Annotated in this window: 25 protein-coding genes; 16 read left to right on the top strand and 9 right to left on the bottom strand. The window is 66.0% G+C overall.

Annotation, left to right across the window (positions count from 1 at the left end; genetic code table 11):
* Positions 1-234, top strand: a complete 234-nt coding sequence (locus ACREYQ_RS14220) for a hypothetical protein (RefSeq protein ID WP_432258217.1) — start codon at positions 1-3, stop codon at positions 232-234.
* A gap of 32 nt (positions 235-266) precedes the next feature.
* Positions 267-851 carry a hypothetical protein gene (locus ACREYQ_RS14215; RefSeq protein ID WP_432258216.1) on the top strand — a complete coding sequence of 195 codons (585 nt, stop codon included), beginning with the start codon at positions 267-269 and terminating at the stop codon, positions 849-851.
* A gap of 365 nt (positions 852-1,216) precedes the next feature.
* Here the strand turns inward: ACREYQ_RS14215 and ACREYQ_RS14210 are convergent, their stop codons facing one another.
* The 3 genes from ACREYQ_RS14210 to ACREYQ_RS14200 are packed head-to-tail and all read right to left on the bottom strand — an operon-like array spanning position 1,217 to position 3,069.
* Positions 1,217-1,834, bottom strand: a complete 618-nt coding sequence (locus ACREYQ_RS14210; RefSeq protein ID WP_432258215.1) for a YidB family protein — start codon at positions 1,832-1,834, stop codon at positions 1,217-1,219.
* Positions 1,835-1,891: 57 nt separating this feature from the next.
* Complete coding sequence (locus ACREYQ_RS14205; protein WP_432258214.1) at positions 1,892-2,653, bottom strand: 16S rRNA (uracil(1498)-N(3))-methyltransferase; 762 nt, start codon at positions 2,651-2,653, stop codon at positions 1,892-1,894.
* Complete coding sequence (locus ACREYQ_RS14200) at positions 2,653-3,069, bottom strand: VOC family protein (RefSeq protein WP_432258213.1); 417 nt, start codon at positions 3,067-3,069, stop codon at positions 2,653-2,655. The genes ACREYQ_RS14205 and ACREYQ_RS14200 overlap by 1 nt, the downstream gene beginning before the upstream one ends.
* Before the next feature lie 304 nt (positions 3,070-3,373).
* On the opposite strand from ACREYQ_RS14200, the gene tkt reads away from it, so the two are divergent.
* The 3 genes from tkt (at position 3,374) to ACREYQ_RS14185 (ending at position 8,039) form a co-directional block, all read left to right on the top strand.
* A complete protein-coding gene (gene tkt / locus ACREYQ_RS14195) occupies positions 3,374-5,407 on the top strand; it encodes a transketolase (RefSeq protein WP_432258212.1) in 2,034 nt (677 codons plus the stop codon).
* Between the two features lie 84 nt (positions 5,408-5,491).
* Positions 5,492-6,490, top strand: a complete 999-nt coding sequence (gene gap, locus ACREYQ_RS14190) for a type I glyceraldehyde-3-phosphate dehydrogenase (protein ID WP_432258211.1) — start codon at positions 5,492-5,494, stop codon at positions 6,488-6,490.
* Between the two features lie 553 nt (positions 6,491-7,043).
* Positions 7,044-8,039 (top strand): LysR family transcriptional regulator, encoded by a 996-nt coding sequence (locus ACREYQ_RS14185; protein ID WP_432258210.1) that lies wholly within the window; start codon positions 7,044-7,046, stop codon positions 8,037-8,039.
* 245 nt (positions 8,040-8,284) lie between these two features.
* Here the strand turns inward: ACREYQ_RS14185 and fur are convergent, their stop codons facing one another.
* Positions 8,285-8,716: a ferric iron uptake transcriptional regulator gene (fur, locus tag ACREYQ_RS14180; RefSeq protein ID WP_012353845.1), complete on the bottom strand. Its 432-nt coding sequence runs from the start codon at positions 8,714-8,716 to the stop codon at positions 8,285-8,287.
* A 244-nt stretch (positions 8,717-8,960) separates the two neighbouring features.
* On the opposite strand from fur, the gene ACREYQ_RS14175 reads away from it, so the two are divergent.
* From ACREYQ_RS14175 to ACREYQ_RS14135, 9 genes are all read left to right on the top strand, one after another.
* Entirely contained in the window at positions 8,961-9,599 is a 639-nt protein-coding gene (locus ACREYQ_RS14175) for an outer membrane protein assembly factor BamE (protein WP_432258209.1), read from the top strand.
* A gap of 111 nt (positions 9,600-9,710) precedes the next feature.
* Complete coding sequence (gene dapB, locus ACREYQ_RS14170; protein ID WP_432258208.1) at positions 9,711-10,508, top strand: 4-hydroxy-tetrahydrodipicolinate reductase; 798 nt, start codon at positions 9,711-9,713, stop codon at positions 10,506-10,508.
* A 180-nt stretch (positions 10,509-10,688) separates the two neighbouring features.
* On the top strand, positions 10,689-13,310 hold the full coding sequence (gene leuS, locus ACREYQ_RS14165) for a leucine--tRNA ligase (protein ID WP_432258207.1): 2,622 nt from the start codon (positions 10,689-10,691) through the stop codon (positions 13,308-13,310).
* A gap of 34 nt (positions 13,311-13,344) precedes the next feature.
* Positions 13,345-13,860, top strand: a complete 516-nt coding sequence (gene lptE, locus ACREYQ_RS14160; protein WP_432258206.1) for an LPS assembly lipoprotein LptE — start codon at positions 13,345-13,347, stop codon at positions 13,858-13,860.
* Positions 13,861-13,867: 7 nt separating this feature from the next.
* On the top strand, positions 13,868-14,926 hold the full coding sequence (gene holA, locus ACREYQ_RS14155) for a DNA polymerase III subunit delta (protein ID WP_432258205.1): 1,059 nt from the start codon (positions 13,868-13,870) through the stop codon (positions 14,924-14,926).
* A gap of 167 nt (positions 14,927-15,093) precedes the next feature.
* Positions 15,094-16,374, top strand: coding sequence for a glutamate-5-semialdehyde dehydrogenase (locus tag ACREYQ_RS14150; protein ID WP_432258204.1), 1,281 nt, complete (start codon positions 15,094-15,096; stop codon positions 16,372-16,374).
* Positions 16,375-16,511: 137 nt separating this feature from the next.
* Positions 16,512-16,934, top strand: coding sequence for a CopD family protein (locus ACREYQ_RS14145; RefSeq protein ID WP_013957963.1), 423 nt, complete (start codon positions 16,512-16,514; stop codon positions 16,932-16,934).
* 45 nt (positions 16,935-16,979) lie between these two features.
* Positions 16,980-17,585 carry a 2-hydroxychromene-2-carboxylate isomerase gene (locus tag ACREYQ_RS14140; RefSeq protein ID WP_432258203.1) on the top strand — a complete coding sequence of 202 codons (606 nt, stop codon included), beginning with the start codon at positions 16,980-16,982 and terminating at the stop codon, positions 17,583-17,585.
* A gap of 65 nt (positions 17,586-17,650) precedes the next feature.
* Positions 17,651-18,904: a THUMP domain-containing class I SAM-dependent RNA methyltransferase gene (locus tag ACREYQ_RS14135; protein WP_432258202.1), complete on the top strand. Its 1,254-nt coding sequence runs from the start codon at positions 17,651-17,653 to the stop codon at positions 18,902-18,904.
* A gap of 18 nt (positions 18,905-18,922) precedes the next feature.
* Here the strand turns inward: ACREYQ_RS14135 and ACREYQ_RS14130 are convergent, their stop codons facing one another.
* From ACREYQ_RS14130 to ACREYQ_RS14115, 4 genes are all read right to left on the bottom strand, one after another.
* Positions 18,923-19,969 carry a response regulator gene (locus tag ACREYQ_RS14130; RefSeq protein ID WP_432258201.1) on the bottom strand — a complete coding sequence of 349 codons (1,047 nt, stop codon included), beginning with the start codon at positions 19,967-19,969 and terminating at the stop codon, positions 18,923-18,925.
* Between the two features lie 238 nt (positions 19,970-20,207).
* Positions 20,208-21,683 (bottom strand): NAD(P)(+) transhydrogenase (Re/Si-specific) subunit beta, encoded by a 1,476-nt coding sequence (locus ACREYQ_RS14125; protein WP_432258200.1) that lies wholly within the window; start codon positions 21,681-21,683, stop codon positions 20,208-20,210.
* Complete coding sequence (locus tag ACREYQ_RS14120; protein WP_013957959.1) at positions 21,683-22,024, bottom strand: NAD(P) transhydrogenase subunit alpha; 342 nt, start codon at positions 22,022-22,024, stop codon at positions 21,683-21,685. The genes ACREYQ_RS14125 and ACREYQ_RS14120 overlap by 1 nt, the downstream gene beginning before the upstream one ends.
* Positions 22,025-22,194: 170 nt before the next feature.
* On the bottom strand, positions 22,195-23,316 hold the full coding sequence (locus ACREYQ_RS14115) for a Re/Si-specific NAD(P)(+) transhydrogenase subunit alpha (RefSeq protein ID WP_432258199.1): 1,122 nt from the start codon (positions 23,314-23,316) through the stop codon (positions 22,195-22,197).
* 259 nt (positions 23,317-23,575) lie between these two features.
* On the opposite strand from ACREYQ_RS14115, the gene ACREYQ_RS14110 reads away from it, so the two are divergent.
* Positions 23,576-24,067, top strand: coding sequence for an NUDIX hydrolase (locus tag ACREYQ_RS14110; RefSeq protein ID WP_432258198.1), 492 nt, complete (start codon positions 23,576-23,578; stop codon positions 24,065-24,067).
* Positions 24,064-25,149 carry a tRNA 2-thiouridine(34) synthase MnmA gene (mnmA, locus tag ACREYQ_RS14105; protein ID WP_432258197.1) on the top strand — a complete coding sequence of 362 codons (1,086 nt, stop codon included), beginning with the start codon at positions 24,064-24,066 and terminating at the stop codon, positions 25,147-25,149. The genes ACREYQ_RS14110 and mnmA overlap by 4 nt, the downstream gene beginning before the upstream one ends.
* Before the next feature lie 215 nt (positions 25,150-25,364).
* Here the strand turns inward: mnmA and ACREYQ_RS14100 are convergent, their stop codons facing one another.
* Complete coding sequence (locus tag ACREYQ_RS14100; protein ID WP_432258196.1) at positions 25,365-25,979, bottom strand: glutathione S-transferase N-terminal domain-containing protein; 615 nt, start codon at positions 25,977-25,979, stop codon at positions 25,365-25,367.
* Between the last annotated feature and the right edge of the window lie 2 nt (positions 25,980-25,981).

The following is a 25,981-nucleotide window of genomic DNA, read 5'->3' as shown; positions in this document are numbered from 1 at the left end:
ATGAAAAAACGAGAGGACAACATGAATGTGGCTTATTACCTTGCCTGCTTTGAATCCGGGCGCTATGTGTGGGTAGGGGCATTAGGTCCGGGCTGCCAAGCTATGTCCGAAGGCCAAGCCGGCGCAATATCGCGATTTGCGCTGGCCCATCGTGGCAAGCCGCTGGTTGTGGTGAGTGATACCCATCCGATCCTTGATGATGGAGAGGAGTGGGAGGCATCGCCCGAGGCGTAAGATTTAGAAAGTTGGACTTGGTCGGACAGACGATGTCAGATCGTCGGTCTCAGTTCGGCCAGAAGGAGACATTCGACAACCTGGGCAAAGTTGCTGACAATTGGACCAATTACGAGCGAGGGGTGCAGATGACGACGGAAATCGTGGTGCACAGGTCCAAATGGAGTGTGATCAAAGTGATCATAGGTGGCGCTGCGGTAGCGGCGATGTTGATCCTCGTGGCTTTCGTCATTCCCCTGCCTCCCGTCTTCCGAGTGTCGGCATGGATGTTCGGCACAATCCTTGGCCTCATGTCCTGCACACTAGTTCTCAATCTGACGAGTGAGCTTCCTGCCTGCATCATTCGTGACGAGGGGATTCTGGTGCGACCTTTTGGCATCTCGCGACAGTTATCTCTGATACCTTGGACCACAGTGCGAAATGCCGTTCTAGTCGATCTCGCTCCAGCGAGCGCGCCGATTGGCCACAAAGGCGCTTTCGGTAATCCAGCGATCAGGTTGACTTTGGCCGAGCGCTTCTTTCTCAGTCGCAATTACCTGCTGTTGGTCGGGGGAGCAAATCTCACTCCTGACGAAATCTACTCGTGCATTTTGGCAAGAAAGGCAGGCCACTCGTAGCATGACCGCAGTCGACCATTAAAGCCGTTCTGACAGGTCAAGTCGAACGGCAGAGATGGGTCGGCTGCGGTCCTTCCCTTACCCGTTTCGGTGAATAGAGCGCGCTGAAATGAAGAGGCCGGTGTTTCCACCGGCCTGCTGAGTTTGTATGTATTGCGATGTATCGATACATACATTGCCAGTGTACCTAAGTCCCTTTGCTGGCAAGGCGGCCAGCAGACCTTCCGCTTAACTATGCATGGTTAAGGTATAAGTCCCTCGGCGGGCTTTTTTGACTATAACTGGCCTCTTCAATGCTGGCGGTTTGCTCCCCTCCCGCTTGCGGGAGAGGGAGCAACCAGAGCGCCCATTCGGATGTCTGCGGCTTATTCCTGCGCCGGCAGGTGCCCATGCGGCGTAAGCCGGTCGATCAACTCCGGCAGGCCTTCGCTCAGGTGCGCGGCCACATCGTCCTGCGACATGCCCGTCGACTGTGCCAGCGATTCGAGCGCGCCGGTGTCGCCCAGTGCATTGCTCAGCGCCGACGGCGTGACCGGCTGGTTGGCGCCGCTGCCGATCCACGAATTCACCTGTTCGCCCAGGCCGGCCTGCGCCAGGATCTGCTGCAGCGCGCCGATGCCGCCCGCGGCCGCGCCCATTGCCTGGCTGTTGGCCGGTGCGCCGCCCTGGCCGCCCAGCAGGCCGCCGAGCAGCGAGCCCAGGTCGAGGCCGCCGGTGGCAGCGCCGGGCGCCGCGCCGGCACCGCCGCCGCCGAGCATGCCGCCCAGCAGCCCGCCGAGGCTGCCCAGCCCGCCCAGGCCATCATCGGCCTGCGCTGCTTCGCCCGCGGCGCCTGCCTGCCCGCGACCGCGCATGGCCAGCGTCGCCAGCAGGCCGAGCGCCATCATCAGCTTGGGGTCGAGCCCGCCGGCACCGCCGGTCTCGCCGCGCGCGCCGCCGAGTTGTCCGAGCACGCCGCCCAGCACGCTATCGAGTAGTCCCATGGTCGACTCCTTTCAGTCGAGGTTGCAAGATGAGGCGGGGCCGGGATGGCGCCGCTGTCAGAATCCGCCCAGCAAGGCGTTAAGGGTTGCCAGGCATGCCAGCCCGGCGGTTTCGGTACGCAGGATGCGCGGGCCAAGCGACACGCCGGTGAATCCCGCATGCCGCGCGGCCTGTTCTTCCTCGGGCGCCAGGCCGCCTTCCGGGCCGATCAGCAGCGTCACGCCATCGGCCAGCAAGGCCTCGCGCCGCTCGGCGACGAACCCTGGCAAAGACTGGTCGGCGCGCGGCGATACCAGCAGCCTGGTGCCGCCAGTGCCGGTCTGCGCGGACTGCGCCAGCCACGTCTCAAAGTTAGCGACCGGAGCGATCGCCGGCAAACGGTTTCGGCCACATTGCTCGCAGGCCGCCTGCACCAGCGCCTGCCAGTGCGCCTGGCGCTTCTGTGCACGCTCGCCTGACAGGCGCACCACCGAGCGGCTTGCCTGCAGCGGCTGGATCGCGGCGACGCCCAGCTCCACCGCCTTCTCGATCAGCCAGTCCATCTTGTCGCCGCCGGCCAGGCCCTGCGCCAGCGTGACGCGGAAGGGCGGCTCAGCCTCGGCCGCATCATGCGCGCCGATGCGCGCCAGCGCGTGGCGCTTGCCCAGCTCGACCAGCGTCGCGGCATGGCTGCCGCCGCGGCCGTCGAACAGGGTGATGGCGTCGCCCGGCGCCAGGCGCAGCACCTGCGCGTGGCGCACCACCGGTTCGGGCAACGGGAAATCGGACTCGGCGGCCAGCACGGTGTCTGCGCCGCCAACGAAGAAACGTGGTGCCATCAGCTTGCCTGCTCCAGCGGCTTGCCGAAACCCCAGCGGTAGCCGTCAGGGTCCTCGACCATGCAGTAGCGGTCGCCCCAGAACTGGTCGGCCGGCGCCATCAGGCTGACCGCGCCGGCGTCGACCGCGCGCTGGTGCATGGCGTCGACATCGTCGCAATAGACATAGAAGGTCTGCGGGCATTCCACGCCCAGCGAGCGCGGCGTGCGCGCGGTGCTGCCCCAGGCGCCTTCGGGCGCGAACATTACCACCAGCTGGCCCTGGTAGTGCATCTCGGCATGGGTCGGCACGCCGTTTTCGTCGACCACGTTGCCGGCGGCAAAGCCGAACGCGCGGCTGTAGAAGTCCAGCGCGGCACGCCCGTTGGCGACGGTCAGGTAGGGGGTGAGCCAAGGGGTGTTGGCCGGTCTGGTCATGATCGTCTCCTGATTGCGGGAAACCCGGCGCGGCTGGCGGGCCGCGCGGTGCGAGAGTGCATCTTACGCGTGCCGCGCTACGCTGTCGAAGTGCGGCGCGCCGGCGGCGGGGGTGTCGCCGGGGTGAAGCATCAGGCATGTCGAGGCCCGGATAGTTCCGATGCCGGGGGCGTGGACGCGCCAGGCGACCCGCAGTGATCGCCCGGACTCTGCCGCGGGGGCGGTCCGGGAGTCCGGAAAACCCCATAGCTTCTGCTAAAATTGCGGTTTTCCTGCCGCCAAGGCTCACGCCGAATCCGCCCGCATGTCCGCCCTTGCCCATCCCGCCACTAGTCCTTTTGCTTCCCAGCCCGCCAAGCTGATGGCCGACGCCATCCGCGTGCTTGCCATGGACGCCGTCCAGCAGGCCAATTCCGGCCACCCCGGTGCGCCGATGGGCATGGCAGACATCGCCGTGGCGCTGTGGGGCCGGCACCTGAAGCACAACCCGGGCAACCCGCAATGGGCCGACCGCGACCGCTTCGTGCTGTCCAACGGCCACGGCTCGATGCTGATCTATTCGCTCTTGCACCTGACCGGCTATGCGCTGCCGGTCGAAGAGCTGAAGAACTTCCGCCAGCTGCACAGCAAGACCGCCGGCCACCCGGAATACGGCATCACCCCGGGCGTGGAAACCACCACCGGCCCGCTCGGCCAGGGCATCACCAATGCCGTCGGCATGGCACTGGCCGAACGCCTGCTGGGCGAGGAATTCAACCGCCCCGGCTTTGACATCGTCAATCACCACACCTATGTCTTCCTGGGCGACGGCTGCCTGATGGAAGGCATCTCGCACGAGGCCTGCTCGCTGGCCGGCACGCTCAAGCTGAACAAGCTGATTGCGCTGTGGGATGACAACGGCATCTCGATCGACGGCGACGTGGTGCACTGGTTCAACGACGATACCCCGAAGCGTTTCGAAGCCTATGGCTGGAACGTGATCCGCGCCATCGACGGCCACGACGTGGTCGCGGTCGACAACGCCATCGCGCAGGCCAAGGCCAGCGACAGGCCGACCCTGATCTGCTGCCGCACCAAGATCGGCAAGGGCGCGCCCAACAAGGAAGGCGGTCACGACGTGCACGGCGCCCCGCTGGGCGGCGCCGAAGTGCTGGCCACGCGCGAGGCGCTGGGCTGGGTCCATGCCCCGTTCGAAGTGCCGGCCGAGGTCTACGATGCCTGGGACGCCAAGGCCAACGGCCACGCCCTGGAGCGCGCCTGGAACGCGCTGTTCGAATCGTACGCAGAGCGCCACCCGTATGAAGCCGGTGAATTCAGCCGCCGCATGAAGGGCGAGCTGCCGGGTTCGTTCGACGCCGCCGTCGATGCCTTTATCGCCAAGTGCGAAGAGAAGGCCGAGACCATCGCCACCCGCAAGGCCAGCCAGAACACCATCGAGGCCTTCGGCCCGGTGCTGCCCGAGTTCCTCGGCGGCTCGGCCGACCTGACCGGCTCGAACCTGACCAACTGGTCGGGCAGCCAGGCCGTGCGCGTGGATGCCTGGGGCAACCATATCAACTACGGCGTGCGCGAGTTCGGCATGAGCGCCGTCATGAACGGCATCACGCTGCATGGTGGCTACATCCCCTACGGCGCCACCTTCCTGACGTTCTCGGACTACAGCCGCAACGCGCTGCGCATGGCGGCGCTGATGAAGATCCGCACGCTGTTCGTGTTCACCCACGACTCCATCGGCCTGGGCGAAGACGGCCCGACCCACCAGTCGATCGAGCACGTCGCCAGCCTGCGCCTGATCCCGAACATGGATGTCTGGCGCACCGCCGACACCACCGAGACCGCCGTGGCCTGGGCCGAGTCGATCCGCCGCGAGAACGGCCCGAGCTGCCTGATCTTCAGCCGCCAGAACCTGCCGTTCCAGCGCCGCGACGACGCCACCCGCGCCAATATCGCGCGTGGCGGCTATGTGCTGCGCGACAGCGTCAACCCCAGGACCAGGCGCCCGGATGCCGTGATCCTGGCCACCGGCTCCGAAGTGGGCCTGGCCGTCGGCGCCGCTGACGCACTGGCTGCCGAAGGCGTGCATGTGCGCGTGGTCTCGGTGCCGGCCACCACCGTGTTCGACAAGCAGGACACCGCCTACAAGGCCAGCGTGCTGCCGGCCGGCGTGCCGCGCGTGGCGGTCGAGGCGGGCGTGACGGACTTCTGGTGGAAGTACCAGGTCCAGGCGGTGGTGGGCATCGACACCTTTGGTGAATCGGCCCCGGCCGGCGTGCTGTTCAAGCACTTCGGCTTTACCGTCGAGAACGTGGTCCGCACGGTGAAAGACACCCTTATCTAAGCATCCGGGCGCTGGAGCCGCGCGGTGCGCCGCGCGGCAGACGCGGCGCCCACCGGTTTCAATCGATCCTCAGGAGATACAGTCATGACCATCAAGATCGGCATCAACGGCTTCGGCCGCATCGGACGCATGGTGTTCCGCGCCGCCGTCGCCAACTTCAAGGACATCGAAGTCGTTGGCATCAACGACCTGCTGGAGCCCGACTACCTGGCGTACATGCTGAAGTACGACTCGGTGCATGGCCGCTTTGACGGCGAAGTCTCGGTCGACGGCAACACCCTGGTCGTCAACGGCAAGAAGATCCGCCTGACCGCGGTCAAGGATCCGGCCGAGCTGAAGTGGGGCGAGATCGGCGCCGACGTGGTGGTCGAGTCGACCGGCATCTTCCTGACCAAGGAAGGCGCGCAGAAACACCTCGACGCGGGCGCGAAGAAGGTGATCATGTCGGCCCCGTCCAAGGACGACACCCCGATGTTTGTGTACGGCGTGAACCACGAGTCGTACAAGGGCGAGGCGATCATCTCCAACGCCAGCTGCACCACCAACTGCCTGGCACCGGTGGCCAAGGTGCTGAACGACAAGTGGGGCATCAAGCGTGGCCTGATGACCACCGTGCACGCCGCCACCGCCACTCAGAAGACCGTTGACGGCCCGTCCAACAAGGACTGGCGCGGCGGCCGCGGCATCCTGGAAAACATCATCCCGTCGTCGACCGGCGCCGCCAAGGCCGTGGGCGTGGTGATTCCGCAGCTGAACAAGAAGCTGACCGGCATGTCGTTCCGCGTGCCGACCTCGGACGTGTCCGTGGTTGATCTGACCGTCGAGCTGGACAAGTCGGCGACGTATGAAGAAATCTGCGCCGAAATGAAGGCCCAGAGCCAGGGCGCGCTCAAGGGCGTGCTGGGCTACACCGAAGACAAGGTTGTCGCCACCGACTTCCGCGGCGATGCCCGCACCTCGATCTTCGACGCCGAGGCTGGCATCGCGCTGGACGGCACCTTCATCAAGGTCGTGAGCTGGTACGACAATGAATGGGGCTACTCGAACAAGGTGCTGGAAATGGTCCGCGTCGCGGCCAAGTGATCCGGCAGCTGCCGTAGTAAAGAAAAACGCGCCTTCGGGCGTAATGCTGTTCAGTTAGCGACTGTCGTTCCCGCGCAGGCGGGAACCCAGTGACTTCATCCCCGAAGGGGACGTGAAAGACGCTGGATTCCCGCCTGCGCGGGAATGACGGTAGGGCTTGAGACCTTAACTGAACGGCATTACGCCTTCGGGCGCGTTTTTCATTGTTCCGGCGCTGGCGGGCGCGTGTCGACCTCGGCGCCGTCCAGGAATTGGCCGCCGGAGCGGATTCTTCTCGTCAGAAAAGAGTGATAAAAATGGAAGCGGCGTGCCCGCTGAACCCGATGCCAAGGTGCATGCTGCAGCGCGGAAGACATACATATATGCCATCAATAGCGCGAAAATCGCCCAACTTTTCAGATTTATGTCCTGGACAACCGTTTCGGAAATGCCGAATTTGCTTTCCGAGCTTGTTTTTTCCTCTTACACTAATAAGACGCTGTTGAATTCTGATGTGCAGCCAGTGCAAGTGGTGGGGCCATCTAGCTAAGAATAATCTGACCGAGGCCTGATCATGGTGAACGTAGACACGAAGCTCTTGGTGATCTTCACCGAACTGCTGAGCAAGCGAAACGCCACCTATGTAGCGGAAAAGATGCATATGACCGCGCCGGCGGTCTCGCATTCGCTGGGCAGGCTGCGCGAAATCTTTGACGATCCGCTCTTTATCCGCGTCCCGCACGGCCTGACGCCGACGCCGCGCGCGCTGGAACTGGGCCCCAAGATCCGCGACATGCTGGATCTGTGGTCGTCCATCAACGAGGGCGACGCCGATAATTTCGATCCGGCCATCGCCACCGGCACGCTCAGCATTGGCTTTGCCGCGGAACTGGGCGACACGGTATTCAATCGTTTTGTGCTGCGCATCAAGCAACTGGCACCCGACCTGCATATCAAGCTGGTCGAGTCTCATTCGTGGGAAACCGATGTCGCCTCGATGCGCGCCAATGAACTCGACCTGGCATTTTCGCCATTCCCGACCCGCCACCCGGAAATCGTCGAGGAAATGGTGACGTCGCTGCATCTCTGGGTGTGCGCGCGCAAGAACCATCCGGTGCTGAAGAACCACTGCACGCTCGAGCAATACCTGGATTGCGGCCATATCTTCATGGCGCATTCCGGCGGCGCGGGCCGTCCGGCGCCGTCGCTGATCCCGCTCGACTACGCGCTGCAGCAGCGCGGCCTTAAGCGCAATGCGACGCTGACGGTGCATTCCTGGCGGGCCCAGGCCGAACTGGCGGCGCAGACCGACATGATCTTCACGGTCAATGCGCTGACCAAGGACATGGCCTGCGAGACCTATGGCCTGAAGGCCTTCCCGCTGCCGGCGGAGCTGAACACCACGCTCGGCCTGAACATGTTCTGGCACCGCAGCCGCAACACCCATCCGATGCTGGTGTGGGCGCGCAGCCTGTTCCGCCAGGTGGTGGGCGAGTTCGTCGGCCTGCCGCCGGGACGCCCGGCGCGGGTGGTGACCGAGCAGGACCTGCAGGATCTGCAGGCGCCCTGAGCGGCGCCCGAGCAGCAAGGAGCCAACAAAAAACCGGCGCCTGGCGCCTAATGCCGTTCAGTTAACCACCGTCGTTCCCGCGCAGGCGCGAACCCAGTGACTTCATCCCCAAAGGGACGTGAAAGACGCTGGATTCCCGCCTGCGCGGGAACGACAGTGGCGTTTGATACCTTAACTGAACAGCATTAGCGCCTGGCGCCGGTTTTTTGTTGCTCGTCTGCGCTCCGCTAGCGGAGCGTGCGGGCTCATCGTTTGGGTCTGTGGGGACAGTTTGTCTTGGTGCAGTTGCCGTAAAGCGACAGCGCGTGTTCCTGCAGGGTAAAGCCGCGCTCGCGCGCAATGCTTTGCTGGCGCTGTTCGATCTCGGAATCAAAAAACTCCTCGACCCGGCCGCAGTCGAGGCACACCAGGTGGTCATGGTGCTTGCCCTCGTTCAGCTCGAAGATCGCCTTGCCGGATTCGAAGTTGTTGCGAGACAGCAGCCCTGCCTGCTCGAACTGGGTGAGCACGCGGTAGACGGTGGCCAGGCCGATATCCATATGCTCGTTCAGCAGGATACGGTAGACGTCTTCCGCGCTCAGGTGCCGCTGTTCGCTGGTCTGAAAAATTTCAAGAATCTTCAGCCGGGGCACGGTCGCCTTCAGGCCGATATTCTTGAGGTCCGCCGGACTCGGCATGTGGGTGACTCCCTAGAGTACAATGTCTGGATAGTTGAATCATAAGGGTTTTGGCAGCAAAAGTCGCTCGCGGCAGCGATGCCCCATGTGGGCTTCGCGTCTCGGCAAGATTGCCGTCCCAAGTGGTTGCCGCGGCAGGCGAAATCCGCGCGTGTGGTGCAATCGGCGCATTTTGCGCCGTTTTTATGCCCGCGCAGCGGTCCTTTGCCGCAGTACTTTTCTTTCCCTCCCGGAAGCGAGATACATGCGTTCTATCCGTTCGTCCGCCATGCGCCCGACGCTGGTTGTCTCCCTGCTGGCCGCGGCCCTGCTGGCCGGGGCGTGCTCGGCCTACGATTCCACCTCGCGCAAGGTAGCCAACGCCATCACGCCGTACCGGATCAATATCGTGCAGGGCAACTTTGTCTCGCACGAAGCCGCCGCGCAGTTGCGCGAAGGCATGACCCGCGACCAGGTCAAGTTCCTGCTCGGCACGCCGCTGCTGACCGATGTGTTCCACGCCAACCGCTGGGACTACGTGTTCTCGTTCCGCCGCGGCAATACCCCGGTGGTGCAGCAGCGCCGCTACACAGTGTTCTTCGATGGCGACAAGCTGGTCAAGTTTGGCGGCGACGAGCTGCCGTCCGAGTACGAGCTGATTGCCGAAATCGACGGCATGAAGAAGGCGCTGAAGGACCAGACGCCGGGCAAGATTTCCGCCAGCGCCGCGGCCGCCCCGGCCGAGCCGCAGACCACGGTGGAGAACTTTGTGCCGCGGCAGTCGCAGGAACCGGCACCTGCCACGGGTGCGGCGCAGTCCACCGCCGTCGAGGCTGCGGCCCCGGCCGCCGCGCCGGCCCAGGCCCCCGCGCCCGCCGAGGCACCCAAGCCGGCCGCCAACTGATGCGCCGCACGGCGTGCCGGCTGCGGCGCGCCACCAGTTTTCCGGGCCGGTCAGGCATGGCCGGCTCGTTCATTTTCCGCGCATTGCGCACATTCCGCTGAGCCAGACACCATGAATATCGCCATCGCAGGCGCATCGGGCCGCATGGGCCGCATGCTGATCGAACACGTGCTGAACACCGAGGGCGTTATCCTGGCGGGCGCGCTCGACGTGCCGGGTTCGCCGGCGCTGGGCCAGGATGCGGGCCTGCTGCTGGGCCGCCAGACCGGCGTGGCGATCAGCGCCGATGTGGAAGCGGTCCTGGCGGGCGCGGATTGCCTGATCGACTTCACCCGCCCCGAAGGCACGCTGGCCCACGTGGCCGCGGCGACGAAGCTGGGCGTGAAGATGGTGATCGGCACCACCGGCTTTGACGACGCCGGCAAGGCCGCGCTGGCCGAGGCCGCAACGTCGATCGGCATCGTCTGCGCTGCGAACTTCAGCGTCGGCGTCAACGCCACCTTCAAGCTGCTGGAAGTGGCCGCGAAGCTGCTGTCAACCGGCTATGACATCGAAGTGATCGAGGCGCACCACCGCTTCAAGGTCGATGCCCCTTCCGGCACCGCGCTGAAGATGGGTGAAGTGATCGCCGATGCGCTTGGCCGTGACCTGAAGGCCTGCGCGGTCTATGCCCGCGAAGGCCACACCGGCGAGCGCGATCCCAACGCGATCGGCTTTGCCACCGTGCGCGGCGGCGACATCGTCGGCGATCACACCGTGATGTTCGCCGGCATCGGCGAGCGCATCGAGATCAGCCACAAGTCGTCGAGCCGCCAGTCGTATGCAGACGGCGCCGTGCGCGCCGCGCGTTTCCTGGCCGACAAGCCCAATGGCATGTTCGACATGCAGGACGTGCTGGGCCTGAAGTAAGGCCCTGGCGCCAGGCGCGGGGCCGCAAGCCGGCCCGGTGCCACGGTTATAATCGAACGCTTTCGCATTGCACGCCGGGCGGGCGCCGCGACCAGCGCCCGCCGCTTACCTTCCAACGATTCCCCCGGATGCCGGCAGGCCAGTTGCCGCGCAGACGTTGTCCTGACTGCTGTCCCGACCATGCAAGACAAATACCTTCCTTCCGCCGTTGAACAAGCCGCCCAGCAGCACTGGCAAGCCATCGACGCCTATCGCGTGTCGGAGCATGCGGCCGGGGCCGACGGCAAGGAAAAGCCCAAGTTCTACGCCTGCTCGATGCTGCCGTATCCGTCGGGCAAGCTGCACATGGGCCATGTGCGCAACTACACCATCAACGACGTCATGGCGCGCTACCTGCGCATGAACGGCAACAACGTGCTGATGCCGATGGGCTGGGACGCCTTCGGCATGCCGGCCGAGAACGCGGCGCTGAACAACGGCGTGGCGCCGGCGGCCTGGACCTACGACAACATCGCTTACATGAAGAAGCAGATGCAGTCGATGGGCCTGGCCATCGACTGGTCGCGCGAGGTCGCCACCTGCAGCCCGGACTACTACCGCTGGAACCAGTGGCTGTTCCTGAAGATGCTGGAAAAGGGCATCGCTTACCGCAAGACCGGCACCGTCAACTGGGACCCGGTGGACCAGACCGTGCTGGCCAACGAGCAGGTCATCGACGGCCGCGGCTGGCGCTCGGGCGCGGTGGTGGAAAAGCGCGAGATCCCCATGTACTACCTGCGCATCACCGAGTATGCGGAGGAACTGCTGGGCGACCTGGACCAGCTGGGCTGGCCCGAGCGCGTCAAGGTGATGCAGCAGAACTGGATCGGCAAGAGCGTGGGCGTGCGTTTTGCGTTCCCGCACGACATCCCGGGCGAGGACGGCAAGCCGATCAACGACGGCAAGCTGTACGTGTTCACCACGCGCGCCGACACCATCATGGGCGTGACCTTCTGCGCGGTCGCCGCCGAGCACCCGCTGGCCACGCACGCCGCGCTGAACAACCCCGAACTGGCTGCCTTCATCGACGAATGCAAGCACGGCTCGGTCATGGAAGCCGACATGGCGACCATGGAGAAGAAGGGCATGCCGACCGGCCTGCAGGTGGTGCACCCGCTGACCGGCGAGAAGGTCGACGTGTGGGTCGGCAACTACGTGCTGATGAGCTACGGCGACGGCGCCGTGATGGGCGTGCCCGCGCACGATGAGCGCGACTTCGCCTTCGCGCTCAAGTACAAGCTGCCGATCAGGCAAGTCATCGACGTGAAAGGCCAGGCCTACTCGACCGAAGCCTGGCAGGAATGGTACGGCGACAAGGAAAACGGCACCTGCATTCACAGCGGCAAGTACGACGGCCTTGGCTACCAGGCCGCGGTCGAAGCCATTGCCGCCGACCTCGGCGCCAAGGGCATCGGCGAGAAGAAGGTGACCTGGCGCCTGCGCGACTGGGGCATCTCGCGCCAGCGCTACTGGGGCACGCCGATCCCGCTGATCCACTGCGACAGCTGCGGCGTGGTGCCGGTGCCTGAGCAGGACCTGCCGGTGGTGCTGCCCGAAGACCTGGTGCCGGACGGCACCGGCAACCCGCTGGCCAAGGATGCGCGCTTCCTGCAGTGCACCTGCCCGTCGTGCGGCAAGCCGGCGCGCCGCGAGACCGACACGATGGATACCTTCATCGATTCGTGCTGGTACTACATGCGCTATACCTGCCCGGACGCGGCCGCCATGGTCGATGCGCGCAACGATTACTGGATGCCGATGGACCAGTACATCGGCGGCATCGAGCACGCGATCCTGCACCTGCTGTACGCGCGCTTCTGGACCAAGGTCATGCGCGACCTGGGCCTGGTCAAGTTCGACGAGCCCTTCACCAACCTGCTGACGCAGGGCATGGTGCTCAACGAGACCTACTACCGCGAAGACGCCTCGGGCAAGAAGCACTGGTACAACCCGGCCGAGGTCGACCTGCGCACCGACGAGCGCGGCCGCCCGGTGGGCGCCACGCTGATCGCCGACGGCCAGCCGGTGGTGATCGGCGGCGTCGAGAAGATGTCGAAGTCCAAGAACAACGGCATCGATCCGCAGGCGCTGATCGACCAGTACGGCGCCGACACCGCGCGCCTGTTCGTCATGTTCGCCGCGCCGCCGGAGCAGCAGCTTGAATGGAGCGGCTCGGGCGTGGAGGGTGCCTCGCGCTTCCTGCGCCGCGTGTGGAACCATGGCTTTGCCAACGCCGCGGCCATCCGCGACGGCGCCGCCGGCAATCCGGCTGCCGACGACGCCGGGCTGCGCCGCGAGATCCACGGCGTGCTCAAGCAGGCCAACTACGACTACCAGCGCATCCAGTACAACACCGTGGTGTCCGCCACGATGAAGATGCTGAACGCGCTGGACGATGCCAAGACCGCCTCGCCGGCCGCGCGCCGCGAGTGCTTCGGCATCCTGCTGCGCGTGCTGTATCCGGTGGTGCCGCACATCACCCACGGCCTGTGGGAGCAGCTGGGCTACGCCGCCGAAGCCGGCGACCTGCTCGACGCGCCGTGGCCGCAGGTCGATGAAGCCGCGCTGGTGCGCAGCGAGATCGAACTGGTGCTGCAGATCAACGGCAAGGTGCGCGGCAGCATCACCGTGCCCGCCGACGCCGACCGCGCCGCCGTCGAGGCAACCGCGGCCGCCAGCGAGACCGTGGCCAAGTTTGCCGAGGGCAAGGCGCCGAAGAAGATCGTGGTGGTGCCTGGCCGCCTGGTCAACGTGGTGTTGTAAGCTGGCCCCGGAACCTGACAAGGAATTGCCAAGAATGAAGCGACTGAACATGGGGCGCCGCAAGGTGATCGCGGCTATGCTGGCGGTGCCGGCAACGGGCCTGCTGGCCGGCTGCGGCTTCCACATGCGCGGCAACTCGGATTTCGTCTTCAAGCGGCTCTATATCGGGATTCCGGCCAATACGCTGATGGGCGCGGACCTGCGCCGCGCCATCCGCGGCGGCTCCGACACCCAGGTGGTGGCCGACCAGAAAGAGGCCGACGCCCTGCTGGACGTGCTGCAGGACACCCGCACCAAGACCATCCTGTCGATCACGACCGAAGGCGTGGTGCGTGAATACCGCCTGACGCAGCGTTTCACCTTCCGCCTGCGCGACCCCGCCGGCAAGGAACTGATTCCGCCGTCGCAGCTGATCCTGACGCGCGACCTGACCTACAACGAAGCCAATACGCTGGCCAAGACCTACGAAGAGGAGCAGCTGTACCGCGACATGCAGCGCGATGTCGTGCAGCAGCTGATGCGCCGGCTGGCCGCCGTCAAGGCCATCTGATCACGGCATGCAGCTCAAGCTCGACGGGCTCGACGCGCACCTGCGGCAGGCAAAGGCCAAGGGCCTGGCGCCGCTGTACGTGGTGCATGGCGACGAGCACCTGCTGGTGCTGGAAGCCGTCGACCGCCTGCGCGCGGCGGCGCGCGAAGCCGGTTTCTCCGAACGCGAGGTGCTGGTTGCCGAGCGCGGTTTCCACTGGGGCCAGCTGGTCGAGGCGCAGCAGTCCATGTCGCTCTTCGGCGACCGCAAGATCGTTGAGCTGCGCATCCCGTCGGGCAAGCCCGGCAAGGACGGCGGCGAGGCGCTGCGCGCCGTGGCCGCCCAGCCGTCGCCCGACGTGGTGTTGCTGGTGACGCTGCCGCGGCTGGATTTTGCCGCGTCCAAGTCGGCCTGGTTCCAGGCGCTGGAAGGCGCCGGCGTGTCGATCAAGGTCGACACCGTGGACCGCACCCGGCTGCCGGCCTGGGTCGGCGAGCGGCTGTCGCTGCAGCAGCAGCGCGTGGAGGGCGGCGAGCCGGGCCGGCGTGCGCTCCAGTTCATCGCCGACAAGGTCGAAGGCAACCTGCTGGCGGCGCACCAGGAAATCCAGAAGCTGGGGCTGCTGTACCCGCCCGGCGAACTGAGCTTCGACCAGGTGCACGATGCGGTGCTGAACGTGGCCCGCTACGATGTGTTCAAGCTGTCGGAATCGATGCTCTCGGGCGACGTGCCGCGGCTGGTGCGCATGCTCGAAGGGCTGCGCGGCGAGGGCGAGGCCACGGTGCTGGTGCTGTGGGCGCTGACCGAGGAAATTCGCGTATTATCCAAGGTCCGGCAAGGGCTGGCGGCCGGCAAGCCGGCGGGCGTGCTGATGCGCGAACTGCGCGTCTGGGGCCCGCGCGAGCGGCTGGTGCCACAGGCCGCGCAGCGCCTGGCGCTGCCAAGGCTGGAAGCGGCGCTGGCGCTGGCCGCGCGGCTGGACCGGCAGGTCAAGGGCCTGTCGGACCTGCCGCCGACGGGAGGCAGCCCGCTGCCGGCGGAACCATGGGACGGGCTGCAGCAGCTGGCGCTGATGATCGCACGCTGAAGGTTTACTCCCTTCTCCCGCTTGCGGGAGAGGGGCAGGGGGTGAGGGCAGGCGCTGGCACACCGACAGCTTGACTTCGTCGATACTCCCGCCCTCACCCCAACCCTCTCCCGCAAGCGGGAGAGGGAGAGAACACACACTGACGGCCACCACCCAGGGCCACTGACATGAACGAGCTCGATCTCAACCAATACATGGACCGCGTCGGCCGCCAGGCCCGCGCGGCGTCGCGCGCCATGGCGCGTGCCTCTACGGCCGACAAGAACCGCGCGCTGCTGACCATCGCCGCGGCCATCCGCCGCGATGCCGACAAGCTCAAGGCAGTCAATGCGCGCGATGTCGAGCGCGCCCGCGCCAACGGCCAGGACGCCGCCTTTATCGACCGCCTGACGCTGTCGGACAAGGCCATCGGCACCATGGCCGCGGGCCTGGAGCAGATCGCCGCGCTGGCCGACCCGATCGGCGAGATCTCGAACATGAAGTTCCGTCCGACCGGCATCCAGGTCGGGCAGATGCGCGTGCCGCTGGGCGTGATCGGCATCATCTACGAGTCGCGCCCGAACGTGACCATCGACGCCGCGGCGCTGTGCCTGAAGTCGGGCAACGCCACCATCCTGCGCGGCGGTTCCGAGGCGATCGAATCCAATACCGCGCTGGCGGCGCTGGTGGCCGAGGGCCTGTCCGCCGCCGGCCTGCCGTCCGAGGCGGTGCAGGTGATCGAGACCACCGACCGCGCCGCGGTGGGCCGGCTGATCACCATGACCGAGTACGTCGATGTGATCGTGCCGCGCGGCGGCAAGAGCCTGATCGCGCGGCTGATGGAAGACGCCCGCGTGCCGATGATCAAGCACCTGGACGGCATCTGCCACGTCTATATCGACGCCGATGCCGACCTGGACAAGGCCGTGCGCGTCTGCGACAACGCCAAGACCCAGCGCTATGCGCCGTGCAACACCATGGAGACGCTGCTGGTGTCGCGGGACGTCGCCGCCGCCGCGTTGCCGCCGCTGTGCCGCATCTACCAGGAGAAGGGCGTCGAGCTGCGCGTGTGCCCGGCCACCCGCGCCACGCTGGAAGCGGCTGGCTTCACCGGCCTGGTCGATGCCGCCGAGGAAGACTGGCGCCTGGAATACCTGGCCCCGATCCTGGCCATCAAGACCGTCGCCGGCCTGGACGAGGCCGTTGCCCATATCAACGAATACGGCTCGCACCATACCGATTCGATCATCACCGAGAACTACTCGGCGGGCATGCGCTTTATCCGCGAGGTCGATTCGGCCAGCGTGATGATCAATGCCTCGACCCGCTTCGCCGATGGCTTCGAGTACGGCCTGGGCGCCGAGATCGGCATCTCCAACGACAAGCTGCACGCACGCGGGCCGGTCGGGCTGGAAGGGCTGACCTCGCTCAAGTACGTGGTGTTCGGGCACGGCGAGATCCGGACGTAAGCCCGGCCTAAGTCCACTTGTTCGTCGTCCCTGCGCAGGCGGGGACCCAGCGACGTCAAAGACGCTGGATTCCCGCCCGCGCGGGAATGACGGTAGTAATTGGAAGTTGTTGGATACAAGAAAGTCATCAAGCACCGATGCTCTGGGTCAAAGCGCTGCATATCGTCTTCGTGGTCTCGTGGTTCGCCGGCCTGTTCTACCTGCCGCGCATCTTCGTCAACCTGGCGATGGAGACCGATGCCGCCAGCACGCAGCGCCTGTTGCTGATGGCGCGCAAGCTGTTCCGCTTCATGACCATGCTGGCGGTGCCGGCGGTGGTGTTCGGGCTGTGGCTGTACCTGGGCTACGGCATCGGCCGGGGCGCGGGGCAGGGCTGGATGCATGCCAAGCTGGCGCTGGTGCTGGTGCTGATCGGCTACCACCATGGCTGCGGCGTGCTGCTGCGCAAGTTCGAGGCGGGCCGCAATACGCGCTCGCACAAGTTTTATCGCTGGTTTAACGAGCTGCCGGTGCTGGTGCTGCTGGCAGTGGTGATCCTGGTGGTCGTCAAGCCGTTCTGAGCCTGGCGCCCGGTCTGTTGTTGCCTATCCTGTTGCGGAACCGAAATGAGCAAGCTGGTTGACTATTACCTGACGCCGCAGTCGCCGTTCGTCTACCTGGGGCATGCGCGCTTTGCCGCCATCGCCGAGCGCCACGGCGCGCAGGTGAACCTGAAGCCATGCGACCTGGGCAAGGTGTTCTCCGTCTCGGGCGGACTGCCGCTGTCGCAGCGCCCGCCGCAGCGCCAGGCCTATCGCCTGGTGGAACTGGCGCGCTGGAGCGAATTCCTGGGCATGCCGCTGAATCCGCAGCCGACGTTCTTCCCGGTGTCGGGCGACGCGGCCAGCAAGCTGATCATCGCCGCGCAGCTGGCGCACGGCACCGCGCGCGCCATGCAGCTGACCGGCGCGATCGGCGCGGCGGTGTGGGCGCAGCAGCGCAATATCGCCGATGCCGCCACGCTGGCGCAGATCGCCGACGAGACCGGCCTCGACGGCGGCGGCCTGCTCAAGGCCAGCGAGGCGCAGTCGGTGCAGGCGGCCTACGCGCAGAACACCCAGGATGCGATCTCGGCGGGCGTGTTCGGCGCGCCGTGGTACGTGCATGACGGCCAGCCCTTCTGGGGCCAGGACCGGCTCGACTTCCTCGACCGCGCATTGGCGGCAGGTTGATCTAAGCTATCTGACATATCCCCGTCCGCCACGGCGGACGTTTTTGTTTGCAGGAATCCCATCTCATGATCCAAGCCTTCTTTGCCCCTTGCCCGCGCGGCCTGGAGAGCGCGCTCGCCGAAGAACTGCGCGAGATCGCCGCGCTGCCGGGCATGGCCGCGCTGGCGCCGTTCGCGGTGCACCAGGAGGTGCCGGGCGGCGTCAATTTCTCGGGCGAGATGGCCGCCGCCTATGCGGTCAACCTGCATTCGCGCATTGCCAGCCGGGTGCTGATGCGCGTGGCCGCGCGCGGCTATCGGCATGAGGACGACATCTATACGCTGGCGCGCGGCGTGCGCTGGGAGCAATGGTTTTCGCCCGATGAATCGCTGCGCGTGGACATCACCTCGCACAAATCGCCGCTGCGCAGCCTGAATTTCACCGCGCTGCGCGTCAAGGACGGCGTCTGCGATGCCATGCGCGAGCGCCTGGGCGCGCGCCCCAGCGTCGATACCGTCAGCCCGGATGTGCGTATCTATGCTCACCTGACCGAGCGCGACTGCACGCTGTACCTGGACACCACCGGCGAGCCGCTGTTCAAGCGCGGCTGGCGCACCGAGAAGGGCGAGGCGCCGCTGAAGGAAAACCTGGCCGCCGGCATCCTGCGCCTGGCGGGCTGGGTGCCGGGCCAGACCTTCCGGCCCTTCTACGACCCGATGTGCGGCAGCGGCACCTTCCTGATCGAGGCCGCGCAGGTGGCGCTGGGCATGGCCCCGGGCGGCAGCCGCAGCTTTGCCTTCGAATGGCTCAAGGGCATGGATACCAAGGCCTGGCAGAAGCTGAAGTCGGACGCGCAGCGCACCCGCATGCTGGCTTCGGCCGATGCGCTGCAGGTGGTCGGCTCGGACATCTCCACCGACATGCTGGCGATCACGCGCGCCAACTGGGAACGCGCCGGCCTGCCGGGCGAGGCCCGCACCAAGCAGGTGGACGCGCGCTTCGTGCAGCCGCCTTATGAGGAACCGGGTTTGCTGTTGATGAATCCCCCATACGGTGAGCGAATCGCGGTGCGCGGGCAGCGCCGCGCGCCCGAGGAGGAGATGCCGCGCGACGAGGTGGAAGAGGCCGCGGCCAACCAGTTTGCCAGCGCCTTTGCCACCACCCTGAAGCAGCATTTCTCGGGCTGGCAGGCGTGGGTATTTACCGGCGACCTGGGCTTCCCGCGCCGGCTGCGGCTGAAGGAGTCGCGCCGCACGCCGCTCTATAACGGCAATATCGAGTGCCGGCTGTTCCGCTTTGACATGGTGCGCGGCGCCAACCGGGCGCCGCAGGCGGACTGACCGCGCCCGGGCGGGCGCTCAGGGGCGCTTGCGCCCCGTCAGCGCGTCCGGAATGCGGCTGAAGTCCGCCAGGAAGGCCTGCAGGCTGACCACCGGCTCCTGCAGCAGGTGGCGCGGCAGGTCGAACAGCGCGTAGCAGAACTCTTCATTGCCTTCGCAGCGCTCGGCCGGCAGGCAGTATTGCTCCCAGTCCACGCAGGCCGGCGTGTACATGCCGTTGCCGGGCCAGAAGAACGGCACCAGCCGGCCTTCGCGCAGGCCTTCGATCAGCGCCGCGGGGGCGTCGTAGGCTTCGGCCGACTCAACCTGCGTCATCAGCCCGGCGCGGGTCTCGATCACCATCAGCGTGGCATGGCCCTGCGCGGTCAGCAGCAGGATGCCGGCCGGGTTGGGGTACAGGTAGTACTCGACAAAGCCATAGCGCGCGATGAGCTGGCGCACGCGCTCGGTGATGGCCGGATCGGACAGGAACGAGAACGAATGCCGCGTCAGCAGCTCGCGCAGCGTGCGCGACAGCGTGGCGAAGTACGCCTGCTGCATCGCGTCGATTTCCTGGTCCAGCCGCTCCACCATATTGCTGTCGTGCTTCTTCACGTAGCGGTCGATCAGCCCGTGGTTGAAGCCCTGCACGGCAATGCTCTCGTCGGCGGTGCCGGTCAGCAGAATGGTCTTGCAGGGCAGGTCCTGCAGCGCCTGGCAGAACTCCAGCCCGTCCATCTGCGGCATCGAATAGTCGACCACCACCACGCCAGGCTGCAGGAAGCGCTTGAAGTCGTGGATCTGGCGGTAGATGCGGTCGATGTCGAGCTGCACGGTGCGCCGCTCGGTCAGGAAGGTCAGGTCGTCGTGCGTGACGCGCACCGGCAGGAAGCCCGGGAAGCGGGTGGCATAGGCTTCGCGGATCCATTGCAGCGCTTCCCGCGGGTCGGTGAAGGTGATGACCGCGCGCGAGGCATCCATCTGGAACGCCAGGCTGTCGATGAAGGACTTACTGTCATCCACAAGGACAGTCAGGACCGGGTGATGGAAGACCGACAGGTTCCTGTCGTGAGGATTGAAGGTCATGGAGCGGCGGGCAGGGGTTTGGCGCAAGCGTGGCGCAAGCTGCAAGCCAGCTTGCGCATTCGCAGGCCAGTATAGCGCGCCACGGCTGCCTTGCAAGGCACGCCTTGCTGCCATGGCGGCTTGCGGCAGGGCAGCAAAAAGGGGGGCGGCGGAGGTCCGGGGGGAGCGGGGCGGCCGGAACGGCCCGCGCCAGGGCCGGGAAGGCCCCGGCCTGCGCGGGCATGGCGGGTTTGCGGCCTTAGTCGACCGCCTTGAACATGTCCTCGACCACCTTCTTGGCGTCGCCGAACACCATCATGGTCTTGTCCATATAGAACAGCTCGTTGTCCAGCCCGGCGTAGCCGGCGGCCATCGAACGCTTGTTGACGATGATGGTCTTGGCCTTGTAGGCCTCCAGGATCGGCATGCCGGCGATCGGCGACTTGGGATCGTTCTTGGCCGCCGGGTTGACCACGTCGTTGGCGCCCAGCACCAGCACCACGTCCGCCTGGCCGAACTCGCTGTTGATGTCTTCCATCTCGAAGACCTGGTCGTAGGGCACTTCGGCCTCGGCCAGCAGCACGTTCATATGGCCGGGCATGCGGCCCGCCACGGGGTGGATCGCGTACTTCACGGTCACGCCCTTTTCCGCCAGCTTCTCGGTCAGTTCCTTGAGCGCGTGTTGGGCGCGCGCAACGGCCAGGCCGTAGCCCGGCACGATGATGACCGTCTCGGCATTGCCCATCAGGAAGGCGGCATCATCGGCGGAGCCCGACTTCACGTTCCGTTGCTGGCCATCGCCCGACGCGCTGGCCGCCGCGGCGTCGCCGCCGAAGCCGCCCAGGATCACGTTGAAGAACGAGCGGTTCATCGCTTTGCACATGATGTACGAGAGGATGGCACCGGACGAACCCACCAGCGAGCCCGCGATGATCAGCATCGGGTTGTTCAGCGAGAAGCCGATGCCCGCCGCGGCCCAGCCCGAGTACGAGTTCAGCATCGACACCACCACCGGCATGTCGGCCCCGCCGATCGGGATGATGATCAGCACGCCCAGCACGAAGGCGAGCGCCAGCATGATCAGGAACGGCAGCCAGGCCTGCGACAGGAAGAAGATGACGCCGAAGCCCACCATCGCCACCGCCAGCAGCAGGTTCAGCCAGTGCTGGCCGGCAAACACCACCGGTGCGCCCTGGAACAGGCGGAACTTGTAGCGCCCGGCCAGTTTGCCGAAGGCGATCACCGAGCCCGAGAAGGTGATGGCACCGACGAAGCAGCCGATAAAGAGCTCGATGCGGTTGCCCAGCGGGATCAGGTGCGAGCCTGCCGGGCTGATGCCGAACGCTGCCGGCTCGGCCACCGCGGCCACCGCGATGAACACTGCCGCGAGACCGATCAGCGAGTGCATTGCCGCGACCAACTCGGGCATCTTGGTCATCTGCACCTGCTTCGCCACATAGGCGCCGATGCCGCCGCCGACCACGAGCGCGCCGAAGATCAGCGCCAGGCCCGTGCCCACCGACGACTGGGCCGTGCCCGCGGCAAGGAACTCGTTCTTCAGCTTGATGATCAGGACCAGCGTGGTCACCACGGCAAGCGCCATGCCGATCATGCCGAAGGCATTGCCCTTGCGCGCCGAGGCCGGGTGCGACAGGCCCTTGAGCGCCTGGATAAAGCACACCGAGGCCACCAGGTAGAGCAGGGTGACGAGGTTCATGCTGACGAGACTAGTCATCACGCACCCTCCCTGGCCAGTGCCGGCTTGGCCTCAGGCGCCTTGGCCTTCGGTTCCTTCTTCTTGAACATCTCCAGCATGCGCTGGGTGACCAGGAAACCGCCGAACACATTGACTGCCGCCAGCGCCACCGCCAGCGTGCCCATCACGCGCCCGACGCCGCCTTCGGTCAGGCCCGCGGCGAGCATCGCGCCAACGATGATGATGGCCGATATCGCGTTGGTCACCGCCATCAGGGGCGTATGCAGGGCCGGCGTGACCGTCCAGACCACGTGGTAACCCACGTAGATCGCCAGCACGAAGATGATCAGGTTGATCACCGTGTGGTTCACCATCTCCATCGACTTCTCCTCCGTTGCTTTGAATCCGGGATGCGCGTTTTGCTGTGTTTTTTCTTTGCTGCATTACGGCGTGCCAAGGGTCAGTGGCTCTGGCTGACCGACGGCGCGCTCCCTCTTCCGCTTGCGGGAGAGGGGGGCAAAAGCAGCGGGCGCACGGCGCCCTTGGAAATTTACGCCGCCTCGCGCACGACCTGGCCGTCCCTGCACATCAGGCAGGCCGCGACGATGTCATCTTCAAGGTTCAGCGTGAACTGGGCGTCCTTGTCCACGACCAGCTTGAGGAAATCCAGCACGTTGCGGGCATAGAGCGCCGAGGCGTCGGCCGCGACCATGCTGGCCAGGTTGGTATGCCCGATGATGATGACGCCGTTGTGGTTGACTACCTCGTCGGCCACCGTCAGCGGGCAGTTGCCGCCCTGCGCTGCGGCCAGGTCCACCACCACCGAGCCCGGCTTCATCTGCGCCACGGTCGCTTCCTGCAGCAGCACCGGCGCCTTGCGGCCCGGGATCAGCGCGGTCGTGATGACGATGTCGGCCTGGATCGCGCGCTGGTGCACCAGCTCGGCCTGGCGCTTCATCCAGTCCGGCGGCATCGGGCGCGCATAGCCGCCCACGCCCTGGGCGATCTCGCGCTCTTCATCGGTCAGGAACGGCACGTCGAGGAACTTGCCGCCCAGCGATTCGATCTGCTCCTTGACCGCGGGGCGCACGTCGGAGGCCTCGATCACCGCGCCCAGCCGCTTGGCCGTGGCGATGGCCTGCAGGCCTGCCACGCCCGCGCCCAGGATCAGCACGCGCGCGGCCTTGACGGTGCCGGCGGCGGTCATCAGCATCGGCATGAAGCGCTGGTAGTGGTGCGCGGCCACCAGCACGGCCTTGTAGCCGGCGATGTTGGCCTGCGACGACAGCACGTCCATGCTCTGCGCGCGCGTGGTCCGCGGCGCGGCTTCGAGGGCAAAGGCGGTGATGTTCGCGGCGGACATGCGCGCGTTGTTCTCGGCATCGAAGGGATTGAGCATGCCGACCAGTACGGTGCCTGGCTTCATCTGCGCCAGTTCGGCGGGCTCCGGTGCGCGCACCTTGAGCACCAGTTGCGCACCGAATGCCTCGGCGGCGCTGCCGATGGTGGCGCCGACCGCTTCATACGCGCTGTCGGGCTGGCTGGCGCTCAGGCCGGCACCGGCCTGCACGACCACCTTGTGGCCCTGGGCGACGTATTTCTTGACGGTCTCCGGGGTGGCGGCGACGCGAGTCTCGCCGGCCCGCGTCTCCTGCGGGATACCGATGTACATCGTCAATTTCTCCTTTAGCTGGCGTCTTGTCTGGTTGGGCGGACCGACGTCTGATCCGAGGGCGCGAGGTTTAAGCCGCACCGCACAATTTTTTCGCAGCTTACAGGAAACTGACGCTGAATGGTGACCCGCTGGTCGGCTTTTGGCCGGACCGCCGGACGGACGCTGCAGCGCCAGCCGGGCGTCCCGGCCGGGCCTGCGGCGCTGCACGATAGGCCCGCAACCGGTAGAATGCGGGATTGCCTAAAAATTGAGCATCATGTCAAGTGATTGGAATGCCAGCGTGACCGTTGCCGCCGTGATCGAACGCGGCGGCCGCTTCCTGCTGGTCGAAGAGGAAACCGCCGAGGGGCTGCGCCTGAACCAGCCTGCCGGGCATCTGGACCCGGGCGAAAGCCTGGTCCGCGCCGTGATCCGCGAAACCCTGGAAGAGACCGCGCACACCTTCGAGCCGCGCGCGCTGCTGGGTTGCTACATGGGCCGCTCGCTGTCGTCGCGCACCGGCACCGACGTGACCTATGTGCGCTTTGCCTTTACCGGCGACCTGGGCTCGCTCGATGCGGGCCGCCAGCTCGACACCGGCATCGTGCGCACGGTCTGGATGAGCGCGGAAGAGCTGCGCGCCTGCCCGGAACGCCACCGTTCCCCGCTGGTGATGGCCTGCGTGGACGACTACCTGGCCGGCAAGCGTTTTGCGCTGGATGCGCTGTATACGCATCCCTCGGTGCTGCAAACGGGGGCGCAGCCGTGAGCAGTGCCGGAAAACGTGTTGTGGTGGGCATGTCGGGCGGAGTCGATTCGTCGGTCACCGCGTGGCTGCTCAAGCAGCAGGGCTACGAGGTCATCGGTCTGTTCATGAAGAACTGGGAAGACGATGACGACAGCGAATACTGCTCCACGCGCCAGGACTGGCTGGACGTGGTGTCGGTGGCCGACCTGATCGGCGTCGACGTGGAGGCGGTCAATTTCGCCGCCGAGTACAAGGACCGCGTCTTTGCCGATTTCCTGCGCGAGTATTCGGCCGGCCGCACGCCCAACCCGGATGTGCTGTGCAATGCCGAGATCAAGTTCAAGGCCTTTCTCGACCACGCCATGTCGCTGGGCGCGCAGACCATCGCCACCGGCCACTATGCGCGCGTGCGCCAGAACGCGGCCGGCCGCTTCGAGCTGCTCAAGGCGCTGGACCATACCAAGGACCAGAGCTACTTCCTGCACCGGCTGAACCAGGCGCAGCTGTCGCGCACGCTGTTCCCGCTGGGCGAGATCCCCAAGACGCGCGTGCGCGAGATTGCGGCCGAGATCGGGCTGCCGAACGCGAAGAAGAAGGATTCGACCGGCATCTGCTTTATCGGCGAGCGCCCGTTCCGCGATTTCCTGAACCGCTACCTGCCGACCAGGCCGGGCCCGATGAAAACGCCCGAGGGCAAGGTGGTGGGCGAGCATATCGGCCTGGCGTTCTACACGCTGGGCCAGCGCAAGGGCATCGGCCTGGGCGGCAGCCGCGACGGCAACGGCGATGCCTGGTATGTGGCGCGCAAGGATATGGCGAACAATACGCTTTACGTGGTGCAGGGCCACGATCACCCGTGGCTGCTGACGCCGGTGCTGAGCGCGTCGGACCTGTCCTGGGTGACGGGCGAACCGCCTGCCGCGGGCGCGGCGATGGCGGCCAAGACGCGCTACCGCCAGAGCGATGCGGCGTGCACGGTGCAGGCGGTGGACGGCGACGCGCTGACGCTCGGCTTTGCCGAGGCGCAGTGGGCGGTCACGCCCGGCCAGTCGGCGGTGCTGTACGACGGCGATGTTTGCCTGGGTGGCGGCATCATCAGGTAAGGCCTGGCGCGCCATAAAAACCCCCGCTTGATGCGTAATGCCGTTCAGTTAGCGACTGTCGTTCCCGCGCAGGCGGGAACCCAGTGACTTCATTCCCGAAGGGGACGTGAAAGACGCTGGATTCCCGCCTGCGCGGGAATGACGGTAGGGCTTGAGACCTCAACTGAACGGCATTACCCCTTGATGCGGGTGTTTTTCCTTGAGCGGCAAGGGCTTCAGCCGCGCGGCGGCTCGGTATCAATGAACGACTGCCGCTTCGACAGCTTTTCCTCCAGCGCCGCCAGGTTGTGATGGCGCTCGCGCCAGGCGATATCGGGGAAGCGGAAGTCCAGGTAGGACAGCGCGCAGCCCACCGCCACGTCGGCCAGCGAATAGTGGATGCCCGTGCAGAAGGGGCGGTCGGCCAGGCCGTGCGCCATGGCTGCCAGCGCCGCGTCGATCTTGCCGCGCTGGCGCTGCACCCAGCGCTCGCTGCGCTCGTGCGGCTCGCGCTGGGTTGCCTCCAGGCGCACCAGCAGCGCGGCGTCGAGCAGGCCGTCGGCCAGCGCTTCCCAGCAGCGGACTTCCAGGCGTTCGCGCCCGCCCTGCGGGATCATCCGGCTGACCGGCGTCAGGGTGTCGACATATTCGACGATCACGCGCGAATCAAAGATCGCGCCGCCGTCTTCCATGACCAGGCAAGGCACCTTGCCAAGCGGGTTGTACTGGCCGATCTTCGTCTCGGGCGACCAGACATCCTCTTCGATGAGCTGGCACTCGATCTTTTTCTCCGCCATCACCACGCGCACCTTGCGCGCGTAGGGACTGGTCCGGGATGCATACAGCTTCATGT

Origin of the sequence: Cupriavidus sp. TMH.W2, from assembly GCF_050847365.1 — a bacterium.
Classification (GTDB): domain Bacteria; phylum Pseudomonadota; class Gammaproteobacteria; order Burkholderiales; family Burkholderiaceae; genus Cupriavidus.
This window is presented reverse-complemented; position numbering and strand designations above follow the sequence as displayed.